General features: G+C 64.6%; 12 protein-coding genes. 7 read left to right on the plus strand and 5 right to left on the minus strand.

Translation table 11 applies throughout. From position 1 onward, the window contains the following. Window positions 1-193 precede the first annotated feature (193 nt). A complete protein-coding gene (locus tag ACLBXN_RS10910; protein WP_447612141.1) occupies window positions 194-2,545 on the minus strand; it encodes a cytochrome P450 in 2,352 nt (783 codons plus the stop codon). Between the two features lie 103 nt (window positions 2,546-2,648). Further along, window positions 2,649-3,635 (minus strand): Bug family tripartite tricarboxylate transporter substrate binding protein, encoded by a 987-nt coding sequence (locus tag ACLBXN_RS10915; protein ID WP_447612142.1) that lies wholly within the window; start codon window positions 3,633-3,635, stop codon window positions 2,649-2,651. A 202-nt stretch (window positions 3,636-3,837) separates the two neighbouring features. On the opposite strand from ACLBXN_RS10915, the gene ACLBXN_RS10920 reads away from it, so the two are divergent. Continuing rightward, window positions 3,838-4,725, plus strand: a complete 888-nt coding sequence (locus ACLBXN_RS10920; protein ID WP_447612143.1) for an IclR family transcriptional regulator — start codon at window positions 3,838-3,840, stop codon at window positions 4,723-4,725. Here ACLBXN_RS10920 and ACLBXN_RS10925 read toward each other — a convergent pair. Next, window positions 4,722-5,549: an IclR family transcriptional regulator gene (locus ACLBXN_RS10925; RefSeq protein WP_224649172.1), complete on the minus strand. Its 828-nt coding sequence runs from the start codon at window positions 5,547-5,549 to the stop codon at window positions 4,722-4,724. The genes ACLBXN_RS10920 and ACLBXN_RS10925 overlap by 4 nt on opposite strands. A 147-nt stretch (window positions 5,550-5,696) precedes the next feature. Here ACLBXN_RS10925 and ACLBXN_RS10930 point away from each other — a divergent pair, with 147 nt between their 5' ends. From ACLBXN_RS10930 to ACLBXN_RS10950, 5 genes are all read left to right on the plus strand, one after another. Further along, the gene (locus ACLBXN_RS10930) at window positions 5,697-6,653 is read left to right on the plus strand and encodes an MBL fold metallo-hydrolase (RefSeq protein WP_447612144.1); all 957 of its coding nucleotides are present in this window, start codon (window positions 5,697-5,699) and stop codon (window positions 6,651-6,653) included. 255 nt (window positions 6,654-6,908) lie between these two features. Continuing rightward, entirely contained in the window at window positions 6,909-8,588 is a 1,680-nt protein-coding gene (locus tag ACLBXN_RS10935; protein ID WP_447612145.1) for an FAD-dependent oxidoreductase, read from the plus strand. Window positions 8,589-8,626: 38 nt separating this feature from the next. After that, a complete protein-coding gene (locus ACLBXN_RS10940) occupies window positions 8,627-8,893 on the plus strand; it encodes a DUF2783 domain-containing protein (protein WP_034373951.1) in 267 nt (88 codons plus the stop codon). A 94-nt stretch (window positions 8,894-8,987) separates the two neighbouring features. Then, on the plus strand, window positions 8,988-9,962 hold the full coding sequence (locus ACLBXN_RS10945; RefSeq protein ID WP_447612146.1) for a Bug family tripartite tricarboxylate transporter substrate binding protein: 975 nt from the start codon (window positions 8,988-8,990) through the stop codon (window positions 9,960-9,962). Between the two features lie 107 nt (window positions 9,963-10,069). Further along, complete coding sequence (locus tag ACLBXN_RS10950) at window positions 10,070-10,708, plus strand: response regulator transcription factor (protein WP_343677380.1); 639 nt, start codon at window positions 10,070-10,072, stop codon at window positions 10,706-10,708. Between the two features lie 126 nt (window positions 10,709-10,834). On the opposite strand, the gene ACLBXN_RS10955 is transcribed toward ACLBXN_RS10950, so the two are convergent. Continuing rightward, the gene (locus ACLBXN_RS10955; protein ID WP_447612147.1) at window positions 10,835-11,371 is read right to left on the minus strand and encodes a DUF2867 domain-containing protein; all 537 of its coding nucleotides are present in this window, start codon (window positions 11,369-11,371) and stop codon (window positions 10,835-10,837) included. A gap of 178 nt (window positions 11,372-11,549) precedes the next feature. Beyond that, window positions 11,550-14,213 carry a hybrid sensor histidine kinase/response regulator gene (locus tag ACLBXN_RS10960; RefSeq protein ID WP_447612148.1) on the minus strand — a complete coding sequence of 888 codons (2,664 nt, stop codon included), beginning with the start codon at window positions 14,211-14,213 and terminating at the stop codon, window positions 11,550-11,552. Between the two features lie 215 nt (window positions 14,214-14,428). On the opposite strand from ACLBXN_RS10960, the gene ACLBXN_RS10965 reads away from it, so the two are divergent. Next, window positions 14,429-15,745 (plus strand): C4-dicarboxylate transporter DctA, encoded by a 1,317-nt coding sequence (locus ACLBXN_RS10965; protein ID WP_167003632.1) that lies wholly within the window; start codon window positions 14,429-14,431, stop codon window positions 15,743-15,745. Window positions 15,746-15,831: the final 86 nt, after the last annotated feature.

The raw sequence follows: 15,831 nt of genomic DNA on the forward strand, positions 1-15,831 counted from the left end.
CAGATGGCTTGAGCGCCATGGCCCAGCCAGCTGGTGAGCACGAAGGCGATGAGCGCCACAGCCGGCGCCCACACAAGAATCAGCAGTATTTGCAACAGGCCCATATGGGCATTGATTCTAGGCACAGGCCATATGTGGCCTGGCGGCGGCAGCCGGCCAGGTGCTGCGCGCCTGGGGCTGCCCGCTTGGGACGCTACAGCGCCAGAACGATTCTGGACTCCTGCGTCCTGGCGCGCGAACAGCAGCTCATCATCTTGGTACAGGCTGCGCGCTCGGAGCGGGTCAGCACCATGTCGCGATGATCGATATCGCCTTCGAGCACCGGCACCTCGCAGGAGCCGCACAGGCCCTCGCGGCAGTCGCACTCGATATCGATATTGGCGCTGCGCAGCGCATCGAGCAGGGTTTCATCGTTGCGCACCTGCAGCGTGATGCCGGATTCGCGCAACTCGACTTCAAAGCCGTGCTCCTTGTCCGGGTCCAGCGCGCCCAGGGTGCTGGAGAAATGCTCCACGCGCAGGCTGTCCTCGGGCCAGTGCTGGCTGGCCTGGGCAAGGCCGTCGAGCATGCGCTGCGGACCGCAGGCATAGATCTGTGCGCCGGGCCTGACCTGGGCCAGCAGCGCCTGGTAGTCGGCTCGCTGGCCTTCTGCGCCCACATGGATCTGCAGACGCTCGCCATGCCGTGCCTGCAATGCATGCAACAGCGCCATGCGCTCGCGCTGACTGCAGCTGTAGTGAATTTCATAGGGGATGCCCAAGGCCTGGGCGCGCGCCGCCATGGCCGCAACCGGCGTGATGCCTATGCCGCCGGCGACGAGAATCAGCTGCTGCGCGCTTTCGTCGAGCTTGAAGTGGTTGCGCGGGCCGCGCATCTGCACCTTCATGCCGACCTGCAGCGCCCCATGTATCCAGGCCGAACCGCCACGGCTGTGCTCCTCGCGCAGCACGGCTATCTCGTAGGTATCCGCTTGCTGCGGATCGCCGCATAGCGAGTACTGGCGCGAGATGCCCGTGTCGCCGCAGTGCAGGTCGATATGCGAGCCCGGGGTCCAGCGCGGCAGATCGCGCCCGTCGGGCGCCTTGAGGCGCACACGCAGCACGTCCTGGGCAATCAGCTCGGTGCTTTCCACCAGCATGCTGCGGCTGACGCCGCCTTGCGAGGATTCGCCGATGCGCACGGGCTGCTGCTCGGCCAGCACGGCGGGATTGCCGCGCTCGGGGTTGCGGCTCACATCCCATTGCACCCACAGATGTTCGGGGCCGCGGAACGAGGTGTTGGGCACATAGGTGAAGCGTTGCTCGGCCAGCTGCATGTGAGGCAGGCGGCGCGTGAACTCTTCAAGGAAGATCTGCATTTCCATGCGCGCCAGATTCTTGCCCATGCACTGGTGGGAGCCGTAGCCGAAGGTCAGGTGATCGCTGGCATTGTCGCGGTGGATGTCGAACAGGTCGGCGTCGACAAAATGCTGCTCGTCGTGGTTGGCTGAAGAGGTGACGATGAGCAGCTTGCTGCCGGCCGGAATGGCCTGACCGCCGATCACCACATCCTTGGTGGCCAGGCGCCGCCAGGCGGCCACCGAGCCGTTGTGACGCAGGCATTCCTCCACGGCATTGGGGATCAGCGAGGGATCGGCGCAGATCTCCTGCCAGACCTTGGGGTGCTGCAGCAGCAGCTTGACGGCATTGGCTGTTGCGTTGGCCGTGGTCTCGTGAGCGGCGACGAGGCCGGCCATCATCATCGAGTGCAGATAGGAATCGGTGACGACATCGGGCAGCTCTTTTTGCTTGCGGATGCCGTATTGCATCCAGCCCTCGGCGTCGGGATCGGCACGCATCTTGTCGAGAATCCGGCCCGCGTGCTGCCAGAAGTTGCCCACGGCATGAGCCACGGCAAGCTGCTCCTCGGCCTGGGGTCGTCCCCAGGTATTGACGGTGTGGGCGATGCTGTACTGGCGCAGCGTGTCCATATCGTCTGCAGGCACGCCCAGGAAATGCATGGCCACGGTGAGCGGCACTTCCCACAGCATCTGATCGACGAGATCGGCGCGGCCGTCGTCGATGAAGCGGTCCACATATTCGCGGGCCAGCCGGCGCACCATGGGCTCGTGGTGCTTGAGCTCCTCGGGTGTGAAGGGCTGCATCAGCGCGCGTCGGCGCGGCATGTGGGCGGGCTCGTCCTCGTTGACCAGGGTGCGGTTCAGCGCAAAGCCGTAGCTGGCGAGCACGGCATTGGCTTCATCGCCTGTCGGCGTGATCTTCTCCAGTGCGATCGAGGGGCTGAAGGTCAGGTTGTCGCGGAAAATGGCCTTGATGTCGTCGAAGCGCGTGACCACCCAGTAGCCCAGCTGCGGGCTGTAGAACACCGGCTCCTGCTCGCGCGCCCAGCGCACATATTCGGGCGGGTCCTGCTGGTAGCCGTCGGCAAAGGGATCGAAGCTGGCGGCCCCGTGGCTGATGGGACAGCCCGTAGGGCCGCTCTGGCCTGTGGGCTTGCCGAACTGGCTGTGATCGATGGGGCAACGGCTGGGGGTGGAAACGGTCATGGCTCGCTCGCAAACGCAAAGAGGCAGGAGATGGCTTGCGCCATCGGACGAGAGCGCAGAGGCGGCCTGCCGCCAGCCTCTGCGGCATGGATCAGCGGGACAATCAGTCCAGCGTGATGTTCAGATCCTTGATCAGCTTTTGCCAGCGTGCGCTTTCGCTGTGGATCAGCGCCTGGAACTGCTCGGGCGTGTTGCCCACGGGCTCCACGCCAAAGTCGATGAGCTTTTGCTTGACCGCAGGCTCGTTGATGGCGGCGACCACCTGCTTGTTCAGCGCCGTGACGACAGTGGCCGGCGTCTTGGCCGGGGCCACCATGCCGACCAGGGCCGCAGCCTGCACGCCGGGCAGTCCCAGTTCGGCAAAGGTGGGCACATCGGGCAGCTGAGGAAGACGCGTGGCATTGGCCACGGCCAGGGGGCGCACCTTGCCGCCCTTGATGAAGCCGGCGCCGGCGGCCAGGTCCACCATCATCACGGGAATCTGACCGCCCGCCACATCGGCCAGCGCCGGAGCAGCACCGCGATAGGGCGCATGGGCGAGCTTGAGGCCGGCCTCGGACTTCAGCAACTCCATGGCCAGATGATGGGGGCTTCCCGCGCCGGCGGAGCCGTAGTTCACGCCCTCGGCGCTGGCTTTGGCGGCGGCAATGAACTCCTTGGCGGTCTTGGCTTTCTCGGCGGGGCCGGCCACCAGAATCATGGGAAAGCGACCCATGAGCGTGACGGGCGTCAGATCCTTGCCGGGGTTGTAGCTCAGGCTCTTGTAGAGCACGGGATTGAAGATCAGCGTGCCGTTGTCGGCAGACAGCACGGTATAGCCGTCGGCCGGTGCCCGGGCGGTCTCCGATGCGCCGATGGCCGTGTTGCCGCCCGGGCGGTTGTCCACGACGATGGGTTGATGGGCCTTGGCGCCCCAGGCCTGGCCTATGGTGCGGGCCAGGAAGTCCGAGCCGCCGCCCGCGGCGTAGGGCACGATCCAGCGCACGCTCTTGCTGGGGAACTTGTCCTGGGCCATGACGGTGCCGGGGGCTGCGGCCAGCCAGAGCATGCTGGTGGCCAGAACCGAGGCGGTGAAGAGGCGTTTTTTCATTGAGGGTGTCTCCTGGGCTGTGGTGTTGTTTGCCTGCGGGTTAACCAAGCTTCACTCCGCCTGCGATTCCGCTTTAATACGGAAATTGTTTTGCGTAATTTTTATACGCATTGCGTAAATTGAGCCCAAGGGATTTCCATGACTTGATTCATGAATCTGAATCAGAATGCCGGTCGAAGCCCTGCCATCAATCGCTACAGACATGAAAAAAGACAAGAAGACTGCGGACGCCGTGCTGCCGATCACCGCTACGCAAGCGCCGCGCGCCACAAAGCTGCGCCAGCCTGGTGCTGCCGCAGAAGCCGCGGACGGGCGCGAGCGTCGTCAGCGTGTGCAGGCCGCCGAGACCTGTCTGGCCGTGCTCAAGGCGCTGGCCGGTCTGGGCGGGCGCGCCAGCCTCACGGCCATCGGTGCTGCCGTCGAGGAAAGTCCGGCCAAGGTGCATCGCTATCTGGCCAGTCTCATGGCTGAAGGTCTGGTGGAGCAGGACCGTGGCGGCACCCAGTACGCGCTGGGACGCGAGGCCATCCATATCGGCCTGGCCGCGATGCGCCAGAACGATCCGGTGCGCATGGCCGAGCCGGCCCTGCAGCAGCTGCGCGAGTCCCTGCAGGTCACGAGCTTTGTGGCGGTGATGGGCAATATGGGGCCCACCATCGTGCGTTTCGAGGAGCCCAGCCTGCCCATCACCGTCAATGTGCGTGTGGGCTCGGTCATGTCCATGCTGTGGTCGGCCACGGGGCGCGCGTTCTTTGCCTTCATGGAGCCGCAGCCCGAGGTCGAGGTGCAGCTGGCGCGTGAGCTGGATGCTGCCAGTCCCGAGCATCGTCGTCTGCTGCATGCCAGCAAGCCGCTGGAGCAACTGCGCAGCGAGATTCGCGCAGCCGGCTGTGCAGCGATCCGGGATCTGAATCTGCCCGGCATCAGCGCCGTGGCTGCGCCCTTGTTCGACTACAACGGCCATGTGGTGGCCGTGCTCTGCGCGCTGGGTGCCAGCGGCGGCTTCGACCCCGATCCGCAGGGCAGGATTGCCCAGGCCGTGTGCGAGCAGGCACGCGCCATCAGCGCTTCGCTGGGCTACCGAGCCTAGGCCTCGGTCAGCGTGGCCGGGGCGCCCAGGCGCTGGGACAGCGCACGCGCCTGGGCCTGCAGCTTGCGGGCCGGCAGACCGGCGGGGTCCAGCGTCAGCGTGACCGAAGGGCCGATGGCGGCAATCGCCAGCACCAGCTGGCCGAAGCCGTCGAATACCGGCACCGCCAGTGCGCTCACGCCCGACAGCAACTGGTTCTCGACCACGCTCAGGTGGTTGCTGCGAATGGAGTCCAGCTCCTTGGCAAACGCCGGCTCGTCCAGGCTATGGCCTTCGGCCTGCAGCAGCGGTGCAATGCGGGCCGGCTCGCCAAAGGCCGCAAAAATCTTGCCCGTGGCGGTATGGCGCAGCGAGGCCGGCGTGCCGTGGCGCATGGCCACATAGACATGGGTCGGGCCTTCCTCGACGCGGATGATGGTCGGCCCCTGGCCGCTCCACATGGACACCGACACGGTGTAGCCCACCTCCTGCGCGAGGGCAGGCAGCTCGGCAATCGCCATGCGCACAGGGTCGGCCTGCTGCAGGCTGATGAGACCCATCTGAATGGCCAGCGGACCCAGGCCGTAGTGGCCGCTGACGCGATCCTGTTCCATCAGCCCCAGCTTGCAAAAGCTCACCAGATAGGGGTGGGCCTTGGCGGCCGTCATCTCGGCCTCGCGCGCCAGATCCTTGAGCGCCATGCGTCGGCCCGTGCGCGCCAGCACTTTGAGCAGCTGGCCGCCGACTTCCACGCTCTGTATGCCGCGCGGTGCGCGCGTGGGCTCGTCGTCACAGGAGTCGAGTGGCAAGCGGGCGTCGGTCGAAGAGGTGTTGGCGTGAGGCATGACGGCATTGTGAGGGCGGAACGGCGGTGCAAAAGTCTGCAGGGTTTTTCACTATGACAAATCAATTGTGCAATGTTGAATTTATATCTAGCATTCAGAAATTCGATAAAGATGAATGCATTTGTTTAAAACAAAGAGACTGCAACGATGAGCACCAAGACCTTTGCCTCCGCCGCCGACCTAGAAGTCAAGAAGGTGAGCTTCGACAAGCTCTCCGAACACGCCTATGCCTACACGGCCGAGGGCGACCCAAACACCGGCATCATCATCGGCGACGACGCCGTGATGGTCATCGACACCCAGGCCACGCCCGTCATGGCCGAGGACGTGATCCGCCGCATCCGCGAGGTCACGGAAAAGCCCATCAAATACGTCACGCTGTCGCATTACCACGCGGTGCGCGTGCTGGGTGCCTCGGCCTATGGCGCCGAGCACATCATTGCCAGCCAGGACACCTACGACCTCATCGTCGAGCGCGGCGAGCAGGACAAGGCCAGCGAGATCGGCCGCTTTCCGCGCCTGTTCCAGAACGTCGAGAGCGTGCCCGATGGCATGACCTGGCCGACCATGACCTTCACCGGCAAGATGACGCTGTGGCTGGGCAAGCTCGAGGTGCAGATCCTGCAGCTGGGCCGCGGCCACACCAAGGGCGATACCGTGGTCTGGCTGCCCCAGGACAAGGTGCTGTTCAGCGGCGACCTGGTCGAGTTCGATGCCACGCCCTATGCCGGCGACGCCTACTTCCAGGACTGGCCGCAGACGCTGGACGCCATCGCCGCACTCCAGCCAGAAAAGCTGGTGCCCGGCCGCGGTGCAGCGCTGCAGAACGGAGCCGAAGTGCAGGCCGGCCTGGCAGGCACGCGCAACTTCATCAGCGACCTGTGGGCCGAGGTCAAGGCCGGCGCCGATGCGCGCCAGGACCTGCGCAAGGTCTACGAAGCAGCCTTTGCCAAGCTGCAGCCCAAATACGGGCATTGGGTGATCTTCAACCACTGCATGCCCTTCGATGTGACGCGGGCCTATGACGAGGCATCGGGCCATGCCGATCCGCGCATCTGGACTGCCGAGCGCGACCGCGAGATGTGGCTGGCGCTGGAAGGCTAGTCGCCTCCTGGGCCGCCCGGTTGGCAGTCTCCTGAGCTTAGCGCGGTGGTCTGCTGCGAGGCTATCTAAAACAGGAGCTGCTTGCTCTTTGACTGCAATGAATTCAAATAGAAAAAGCATTGAATTCATTGACTGACAAGCGGTAACAGCTATCAAAAAAACAGAGTTCGAATCCGGCCACAAAGAGCCGGAGGGGCAGCCTTTGCCCCAGGAAACAGATCCACGCTTTTCAAGGTTTGCGCACCGATGAACGCCATGTCCACCCCAGCCATTGCTCCTGACGCTCTGCGCGGCAGCGCCGCCGACATTCAGTCCATCCAGATTCCCTATCGGCGGCATGCGGACCAGGATGCCGATGCGCCGGCTCGTCACCCCGTGGTCGTCGTCGGCGCCGGGCCCGTGGGCCTGTCTCTGGCCATCGATCTGGCGCAGCGCGGCCAGCCGGTGGTGGTGCTCGACAACGACTGCAAGCTGTCCACAGGCTCGCGCGCCATATGCTTTTCCAAGCGCACGCTCGAGATCTGGGACCGCCTGGGCGTGGGCCAGCCCATGGTGGACAAGGGCGTCTCCTGGAATCTGGGCAAAGTGTTTGCCAGGGATCGGTCGCTCTACCAGTTCGACCTGCTGCCCGAGGCCGGCCACGAGCGCCCGGCCTTCATCAATCTGCAGCAGTACTACGCCGAAGCCTATCTGGTCGAGCGCGCACTGCAGCTGCCGCTGATCGACCTGCGCTGGCACAACAAAGTCACGGCGCTGGCGCCGCGCGACGATGGGGCGGAACTGACAGTGGAAACGCCCGAGGGCGATTACTGGATCGATGCCCAGTGGGTGCTGGCCTGCGACGGCTCGCGCTCGCCATTGCGCGGCCTGCTGGGCCAGGAAAGCCATGGCCGCATCTTCCGCGACCGCTTTCTGATTGCTGATGTGAAGATGCATGCGGACTTCCCGACCGAGCGCTGGTTCTGGTTCGATCCACCGTTTCATCCGGGCCAAAGCGTGCTGCTGCACCGCCAGCCCGACGATGTCTGGCGCATCGACTTCCAGCTGGGCTGGGAGGCCGATCCCGAAGAGGAGAAAAAGCCCGAGAACATCCTGCCGCGCATCCGCGCATTGCTGGGCAAGGACGCGGACTTCGAGCTCGAATGGGCCAGCGTCTACACCTTTGCCTGCCTGCGCATGGACCGCTTCGTCCACGGCCGCGTAGTCTTTGCGGGCGACAGCGCGCATGGCGTCTCGCCCTTTGGCGCACGTGGCGCCAACAGCGGCGTGCAGGATGCCGAAAACCTGGCCTGGAAGCTCGACCGCGTGCTGCGCGGCCAGGCCGATGCTGCGCTGATCGCGACCTACGGCGCCGAGCGCGAATACGCGGCCGACGAGAACATCCGCAACTCCACGCGCGCCACCGACTTCATCACGCCCAAGAGCGAGATCAGTCGCCTGTTTCGCGATGCGGCGCTGGAGTTGGCGCGCGAGCACGAGTTTGCGCGTCGCATCGTCAACAGCGGGCGTCTGTCGGTGCCGGCCACGCTGCATCACTCGCCGCTCAACACGCCGGACAGCGAGGCGTTCGGAGGCTCGCAACTGCCCGGTGCCGTGCTCAGCGACGCGCCCATGCGCCGCCCCGGCGACAGCCAGACCACATGGCTGCTGCGCGCCCTGGGCCCGGACTTCACGCTGCTGCATTTCGGCCCCACGCCGGTCTGGGCGCGCGAGCTGACCGGCGTGCTCAATCTCTCGATAGCCGCCGAGGGCGATGCAGGGGCCGCGCAAGCCGATCTGCTGGATGCGCAGGGTCTGGCGGCGCAGCGCCTGGATGCGCGCCCGGGCACCTGCTATCTGCTGCGCCCCGACCAGCATGTCTGCGCGCGCTGGCGCCGCCCCGACGAAGCTGGCGTGCGTGCTGCGCTGCTGCAAGCCAGCGGCGCCTTGCAATGAAATATCCCAGAGGATTCCCTTTTTTACAGGAGACCGCCATGCTGCTGTCCACCCACCCGAATCTGCAGGCCTGCGACGATTTCTACGAAGCCCTGATCGCCACGCATCAGGGTCTGGAAACCGCGCAAAGCCATGCCCTCAATGCCCGCCTGGTGCTGCTGCTGGCCAATCACATTGGCCATCAGGAGACCTTGCTGCATGCGCTCGAACTGGCCCGCGCCAGCGCAGGATTCGCTCCTGCCGGTGCAGACCCGGCCGAGCGCGGTGCCGTGACACCGGTTGCCCCGGTACACGCTGCCGTTTGAGAAGCAGCGCCGCCGCTATGGCGGCAGCTGCGCCATCCCCTAAAGGCCCCGTCACCAAAATCTATTCCAGGGGCCATGAATCAAGGAGACAAGGATGATGCAACGCAAACAGTTTCTGGCCGCACTGGCCTGCTCGACGCTGGCCTGGGCTGCAGGGCCGGCCGCCATGGCCCAGGAAAAGCCTCTGGAGTGGGTCATCGGCTATGCCGCAGGCGGGGGCTCGGACGTGGTGGCCCGCGTGATAGCGGAATCCATGGGCCGCAATCTGGAGCGGCCCATCGTCATCAACAACAAGCCCGGTGCCGGCACCAATATCGCGGCCGAGTACAGTGCTCGCTCGCATGACTATGGCAACCTGATGTTCACGGCCGACTTCGCCACGCTGGCGGCCAATCCGTTTCTGTTCCGCAAGCTCAACTACAACGCCGAGAAAGACTTCAAGCCTGTGGGCATGCTGGTGCGCTTTCCCATGCTGCTGGTGGTCAACAACGATGTGCCGGTCAGCAATCTGACCGAGTTTGTCGCCTGGGCCAAGCAGCAGAAGGCTGGTGTGAGCTGGGGCTCGGCCGGACTGGGAAGCCCCCATCACCTGGTCGGTGAGTTGTTCCGCGAAGAAGTGGGCCTGGGCAATATGACCCATGTTCCCTATCGCGGTGCCGCGCCCGCAGTGCAGGATGTGATCGGCGGCCAGATTCCCGCCATGTGGGCCGACAGCGCCACCATTGTTCCCTTCCTCGGCGAGAAAAAGCTCAAGGCCATAGGCGTGGCCAGCCCGGCCCGCATCGATGTGCTGCCCAAGGTTGCCACCTTGCAGGAGCAAGGCCTCAAGGGCTTTGAAGGCTATGCCTGGCAGGGCATTGTCGTGCCCAAGGGCAGCTCGGCCGAGGTGGTCAGGAAGTTCAGCCAGTCGCTGCAGTTTGCACTGGCCGACACGCGAACCAAGGCCCGTCTGGCAGCCATGGGAGTCGAGCCCATGCCCGGCAGCTCCGAGCAGATGGAGAAATTCGTCAGCACCGAGCGCAGCAAATGGGGCCGAGTGATCACGGCCAACAACATCAAGCTCGATTGAGATACAGACTCAATGAGTCGGTGCCTGGATGACGGACAGGCACGGGCGCTGCGGGATATGCGTTTTTGCAGATGCAGCGCCGTGCCAGCCGTGGCAGACTGCGGCCCATGTCCGAGCCCACTCTTCTCGTTGCCGACGATCACCCGCTGTTTCGCGCAGCGTTGATTCAGGTGCTGCACGACCGCTTCCCGCAATCCCGCATTGTGGAGGCGGCCAGTGCCCAGACCCTGGGCGCAGCGATGCAGGAGCATCCCGAGATCGAGCTGGTGCTGCTGGACCTGGCCATGCCCGGCGCACGGGGCTTTTCGTCGCTGCTGCATCTGCGTGGCGAATATGCGCAGGTGCCGGTGATCATCATCTCGTCCAACGACGATCCGCGCATCATCCGTCGCGCCCAGCAGTTCGGGGCGGCGGGTTTTATCTCCAAGTCTGCGGCTGCAGACGATATGAGTGCCGCCATTGACGAGGTGCTCAACGGCGATATCAGCTTCCCGTCCATGGTGGCCGAGCGCTCCGAGGCCGATGCGGCCCTGGCCGCTCGTCTGGCCCAGCTCACGCCCCAGCAGTTTCGCGTGCTGCTGTGCATTGCCGACGGACTGCTCAACAAGCAGATCGCGCACGAACTTGGCCTGGCCGAGAACACGGTCAAGGTCCATGTGACGGCGATCCTCAAGAAGCTCGAATGCTACTCACGCACCCAGGCGGCCGTGCTGGTCAAGAGCCTGGAAAACGATCACGATGTCTGATCGCCCGGGCGTTTCAAGAGTTTTTTGATAGCTTGCCGCGCTTTGCGGGCAAGGATTTGAGGGCTGCCGCATGGCATGCCTTGACATCGGCAGCCGGGGTGAGCCTGCATCGACGCGAGCGCAGTCTCATGCTGTGCCGATGCGTCCCCCCAGGGATGACAGCACCGCAGGCGCTATCAATCGGTGCATGGGTTTGACGGGCAGCATGTAGAGACGCCCCAGTGTGTTCTTGACATGCACAACGGTGGTGACGGTGATGATGGCTTCACGGGAGCCGATGTCGTTCTGGCGATGGATGCTGAGCACGACCCTCAGGTGCTTGTCGTCGTCGCCGATCAGGGCTTCGTCAAAGGTGTTCTCGAATACCGTGAAGATGCCGACCCGGTCGCCGAGCCGGTAGCTGGCTGCTGTCTTGCCGGGCGTCAAGGCCGACAGGCTGCCCAGATCCTTGAGCCCCACCAGGCCGCCAGCCAGATTGCGCGCGCGCATGCAGGCTTCTATCCAGCGCGGCGTTTTGCGCGCGGCGAGCAGGAAGTGGTCCAGCGCCGAAAGGCAGGTCGCGTCCGAGGCGATGCTCCAGGAGTCGTGAAAGCTGGCCCCGGCCAGTCGTTCGGCGATGCGGCTGCCGGGCGGAACGGCGGATTCAACGGGATGATGGTTCATGCGGTCTGGCCTGAGTGGCGTGAGCTGCGGGCCGGAAATACCGCAGAGGCTGCAGCAGCATATCGAAGAATCCGCCGCCCGGCTTGCGCAGCTACGGCGTGCAGAGGGGCGCTCTTTCTGAATTCATAGCGAGAGTGCAATGCGCTGAAAGCTCCGCCGCCGGAAATGACTTTGGTTTTCAGGCGCTGCCGCCTTCTCGTCCGCGCAAAAAGGTCTGGCTCATCAGCGCTCGCAGCGCCGGCGGCCTTACCGGTTTGGCGAGAAAGCCCCAGCCGCGTTCGGCTGCCTGGCGGCGCAGGGTACTGTCGCCTTCTGCGGTCAGCAGGATGACGGGAGGCTGCCGGCCCCAGCGCTCGCAGAGCTGGGCGTAGACATCGGGGCCGTAGAGCTGGCCCAGGTGCACATCGAGCAGCACCAGTTGCGGGGCATTGCCGGGCGCGGCATAGGCCAGGGCTTCGGGGGCGTTGGCGGCCAGCGGCACATCGCAGCCCCAGCGTTCCAGCAAGGCGCAGGTGGCGTCGCGGGTGGCGGGATCGTCCTCCACATACCAGACAGTGCCGCCCTGCAGCGGGCTGTCCACGCGAGCACTGGGAGACGGCTCCTGGGAGACCGGTGTCAATGCTGCGGCCTGGCCCAGTGGAACCTTGACCCAGAAGACGCTTCCCTTGCCCAGGGTGGAGCGCAGGCCGATCTCGTGGTCCAGCAATCTGCCCAGGCGCTCCACGATGGCCAGGCCCAGGCCGGTGCCGCGGTCGTCGGCGTGGCCTTCGTCGAGGCGACGGAACTCCTCGAAGATTTCCTTTTGCAGGCTCTGGGGAATGCCCGGCCCCTGGTCATGTACCTCGATAAGCACCTGGTCGCCCTGGCGGCGACAGCCCACGACAATACGGCCCTTGCGCGTGTAGCGGATGGCATTGGAGACAAAGTTCTGCAGTATGCGACGCAGCAAGGCCTCGTCGCTGCGCACGATCAGCCGGCTGGGCATGCAGTGCAGGCTCAGGCCCTCGTTCTCGGCCTGCAGCGCAAAATTGTTGTGTACCACCTCCAGCAAGGAGCTGAGCGCGAAATCGCGCACACGGACCTCGAGCTGGCCCGATTCCATGCGCGAGATATCGAGCAGGCTGGTGAGGATGGCATCCTGCGAGGCCAGGGCCTTGTCCACCCGCTGGGCCAGCTGTCGGCCCGCATCATCATGCAGATAAGTGGGCAGCAGGCTGGTGAAGATGCGCGCCGCATTCAGCGGCTGCAGCAGGTCATGCACGGCCGAGGCAACAAAGCGGGTCTTGTAGCGATTGGCGCGCTCGGCTTCCTGTTTGGCCTTGGCCAGGTCCCGGGTGCGATCAGCAATGCGCTTTTCCAGCGTATCGGCCAGATTGCGCAGCTCGCGGGCGGTGTTCTTGTAGCTGGTGATGTCGGCGTAGCTGGTGACAAAGCCGCCGTCGGGCAGCGGGTTGCCGCGGATCTCCAGCACTGTGCCGTCTCCCTTGGCGCTTTCGTGCAGATGGGGGCTGCCGCTGCGCAGATGTTCCAGGCGGGGCTGTATGGCTTGCTCCACATTGCCCTTGCCCAGCAGGCCGCGCCGGGCGTTGTGGCGTATCAGGGCCTCGATGGGCTGGCCCACATGCATCAGCTCGGGCGGGTAGCGGAACAGCTCCACATAGCGCGAGTTCCAGGCCACCAGCCGCAGCTGCGGGTCCACCACCACCACGCCTTGCGGCAGATGCTGCAGGCTGCGCGAAAGTCCGGTGTCGGCCTGCTTGGCGGCCTGGACAATGCCGTCCTGCGCGGTGCGCAGCTCCTGCGCATGCTGGTGCAGCACGGTCTCCAGTTCCTTGCGGCTGCGCTGCCTCAGGGCCGCCAGGCGCTGGCGCTGGCGGATATAGAGCACCAGCAGCGAGGCGGCCAGCCACAGGCCGCCAGCGGCCACTGCCGCCCAGTGGCTGGCCGTCTGGCTATGGACGATGTCGTGCAGCAGGTGCAGCTGCCATTGGCTTTCGGGGAGCTCCATGCGCAGCCAGAGCATGGGGTCGACCAGTGGAGGCTGGCTGAAGTGAGCCAGCATGCCTATGCCCGCAGGCTGGCGGCTGGTGCGGTAGCCGAGCGGCATCAGGGCCTGACCCGCGTATTGGTGGGTGTCCCGCACCTCCCGCTCGTCGCTGGCGGACAGCGGCTCCAGCAGGCGGTAGCGCCATTCGTCGCGATTGGAAAGAAAGACCACGCCATGCTCGTCCGAGGCGAAGACGATGTCGGGCGACTGACTCCACTCGCCTTCGAGTTCCTGGAACAGGATCTTGATGACGATGAGCCCGAGCACCGAGCCGTCTTCATCATGGATGGCCTGGGAAAGAAAGTAGCCGGGCAGCCCGGTGGTCATGCCTATGCCGTAGAAGCGGCCGCTGCCCCGGCTCAGCGCCTGGGTCACATAGGGGCGAAAGCTGTAGTCCTCGCCCACGTTGCTGTGCGAGTCGCGCCAGTTGCTGGCGGCCAGGGCCTTGCCCGTTTTGTCGATCAGAGTCAGCGTGGAAGCCTGACTGGCGCCGTTGGCCTGCTCCAGCTTGTGGTTGAGCCTGTCTACCTCGGCGGCGCTGAGCGGGTGGCTGAGCGCGCTCTTGAGTTCGGCATCGAGCGCCAGCACCTCGGGCAGGGTGCGGTAGCGATCCACGCGCTGCACCATGGCCTGGGCATAGAGCGTGAGCTGGCGCTGCACGCTCTCGCTTTCATCATGCAAAGAGGTCTGCAGCGCGACGCGACTGGCCGCCCACATGCTCAGCAGCATGCCGCTGAGCACGATGACAAGGGTCAAAAACAGTCGGTTTCGGGCAAGGTTTCGCGCAAGACGCATGACGAGGGCGGGTGATCAAGGAGCCCAGTGTGGCTCTGGAGCAGGTTCAGTGCGGATTCTGACGCCTAGGGATTTCCCTAAGTTGGTGCATGCTCTCCCTAGGAGCGCTTCTCGACCTAATACCAATGGGTTATCGGCACAAAAAGGGCGCGGGAGTACAAACGGCAGCAATTCGGCGCACCACGGTGGTGCGCCCGCAATTTTGGAGATGCAGCGTGCACACTCTGCCCACAGAATCCGCTCCGCGCGAGCACTTGCCGTTCTACCGTCAGCTCTACTTCCAGGTGGTGTTCGCCATCATCGTGGGCGTGCTGCTGGGGCACTTCGAACCCGCCTATGGCGAGGCCATGAAGCCCTTTGGCGATGCCTTCATCAAGCTCATCAAGATGATCATCGCGCCGGTGATCTTCTTGACCATCGTCACCGGCATTGCCAGCATGACGCACCTGAGCGCCGTGGGTCGTGTGTTCGGCAAGGCCATGGCGTACTTCCTGACCTTCTCCACACTGGCGCTGGTCGTGGGCTTGATCGTGGCCAATGTCATGCAGCCCGGTGCCGGCATGCACATCAACCCCGCCGATCTGGACCAGACAGCCGTCAAGGGCTATGTGGCCAAGTCGCACGAGATGACGCTGACCGGCTTCGTGATGGACATCATCCCCAAGACGCTGATCAGTCCGTTCGTGGGTGACAACATCCTGCAGGTGCTGCTGGTGGCGGTGCTGTTCGGCGTGTCCCTGGCCATGGTCGGCGAGGCCGGCAAGCCCGTGCTGAACTTCTTTGAAGCCCTGACCAAGCCCGTGTTCAAGCTGGTCAACATCGTGATGAAGTTCGCCCCCATCGGCGCTTTCGGTGCCATGGCCTTCACCATCGGCAAGTTCGGCCTGGGCTCGCTGGTCAATCTGGCCGAGCTGGTGCTGACCTTCTACATCACCTCGGCCCTGTTCGTGCTGGTGATCCTGGGTGCAGTGGCGCGCTTTTGCGGCTTCTCCGTGCTCAAGCTGATCAAGTACCTCAAGGACGAGCTGCTGCTGGTGCTGGGTACATCGTCTTCCGAGTCGGCCCTGCCTTCGCTGATGCACAAGATGGAAAAAGCCGGCTGCAGCAAGTCCGTCGTCGGCCTGGTCGTGCCGACCGGCTACTCCTTCAACCTGGACGGCACCAATATCTACATGACGCTGGCTGCGCTGTTCATCGCCCAGGCGACCGATACGCATCTGACCCTGGGCCACCAGATCGCGCTGCTGCTGGTTGCCATGCTGTCGTCCAAGGGCGCGGCGGGAGTGACGGGTGCTGGTTTCATCACCCTGGCAGCGACCCTGGCCGTGGTGCCCGAGGTGCCCGTGGCCGGCATGGCACTGATTCTGGGTGTGGACCGCTTTATGTCCGAATGCCGTTCCCTGACCAATTTCATCGGTAACGCCGTCGCCACCGTGGTGGTTTCCAAGTGGGAAAACGCGCTGGACCACGAAAAGCTGGATGCGGCGCTGGCTGGCAAGGAAGAAAACGAGGCGGTGTCCGCTCACGCCTGAGCGAGCACAGACCTCATGCCAAAAAGCCCGAACCTGATGGCCGGGCTTTTTTCATGGGTTTCAGACTTTAGGCCCAGCCGGGGAAG

Source organism: Comamonas sp. C24C (assembly GCF_053345995.1).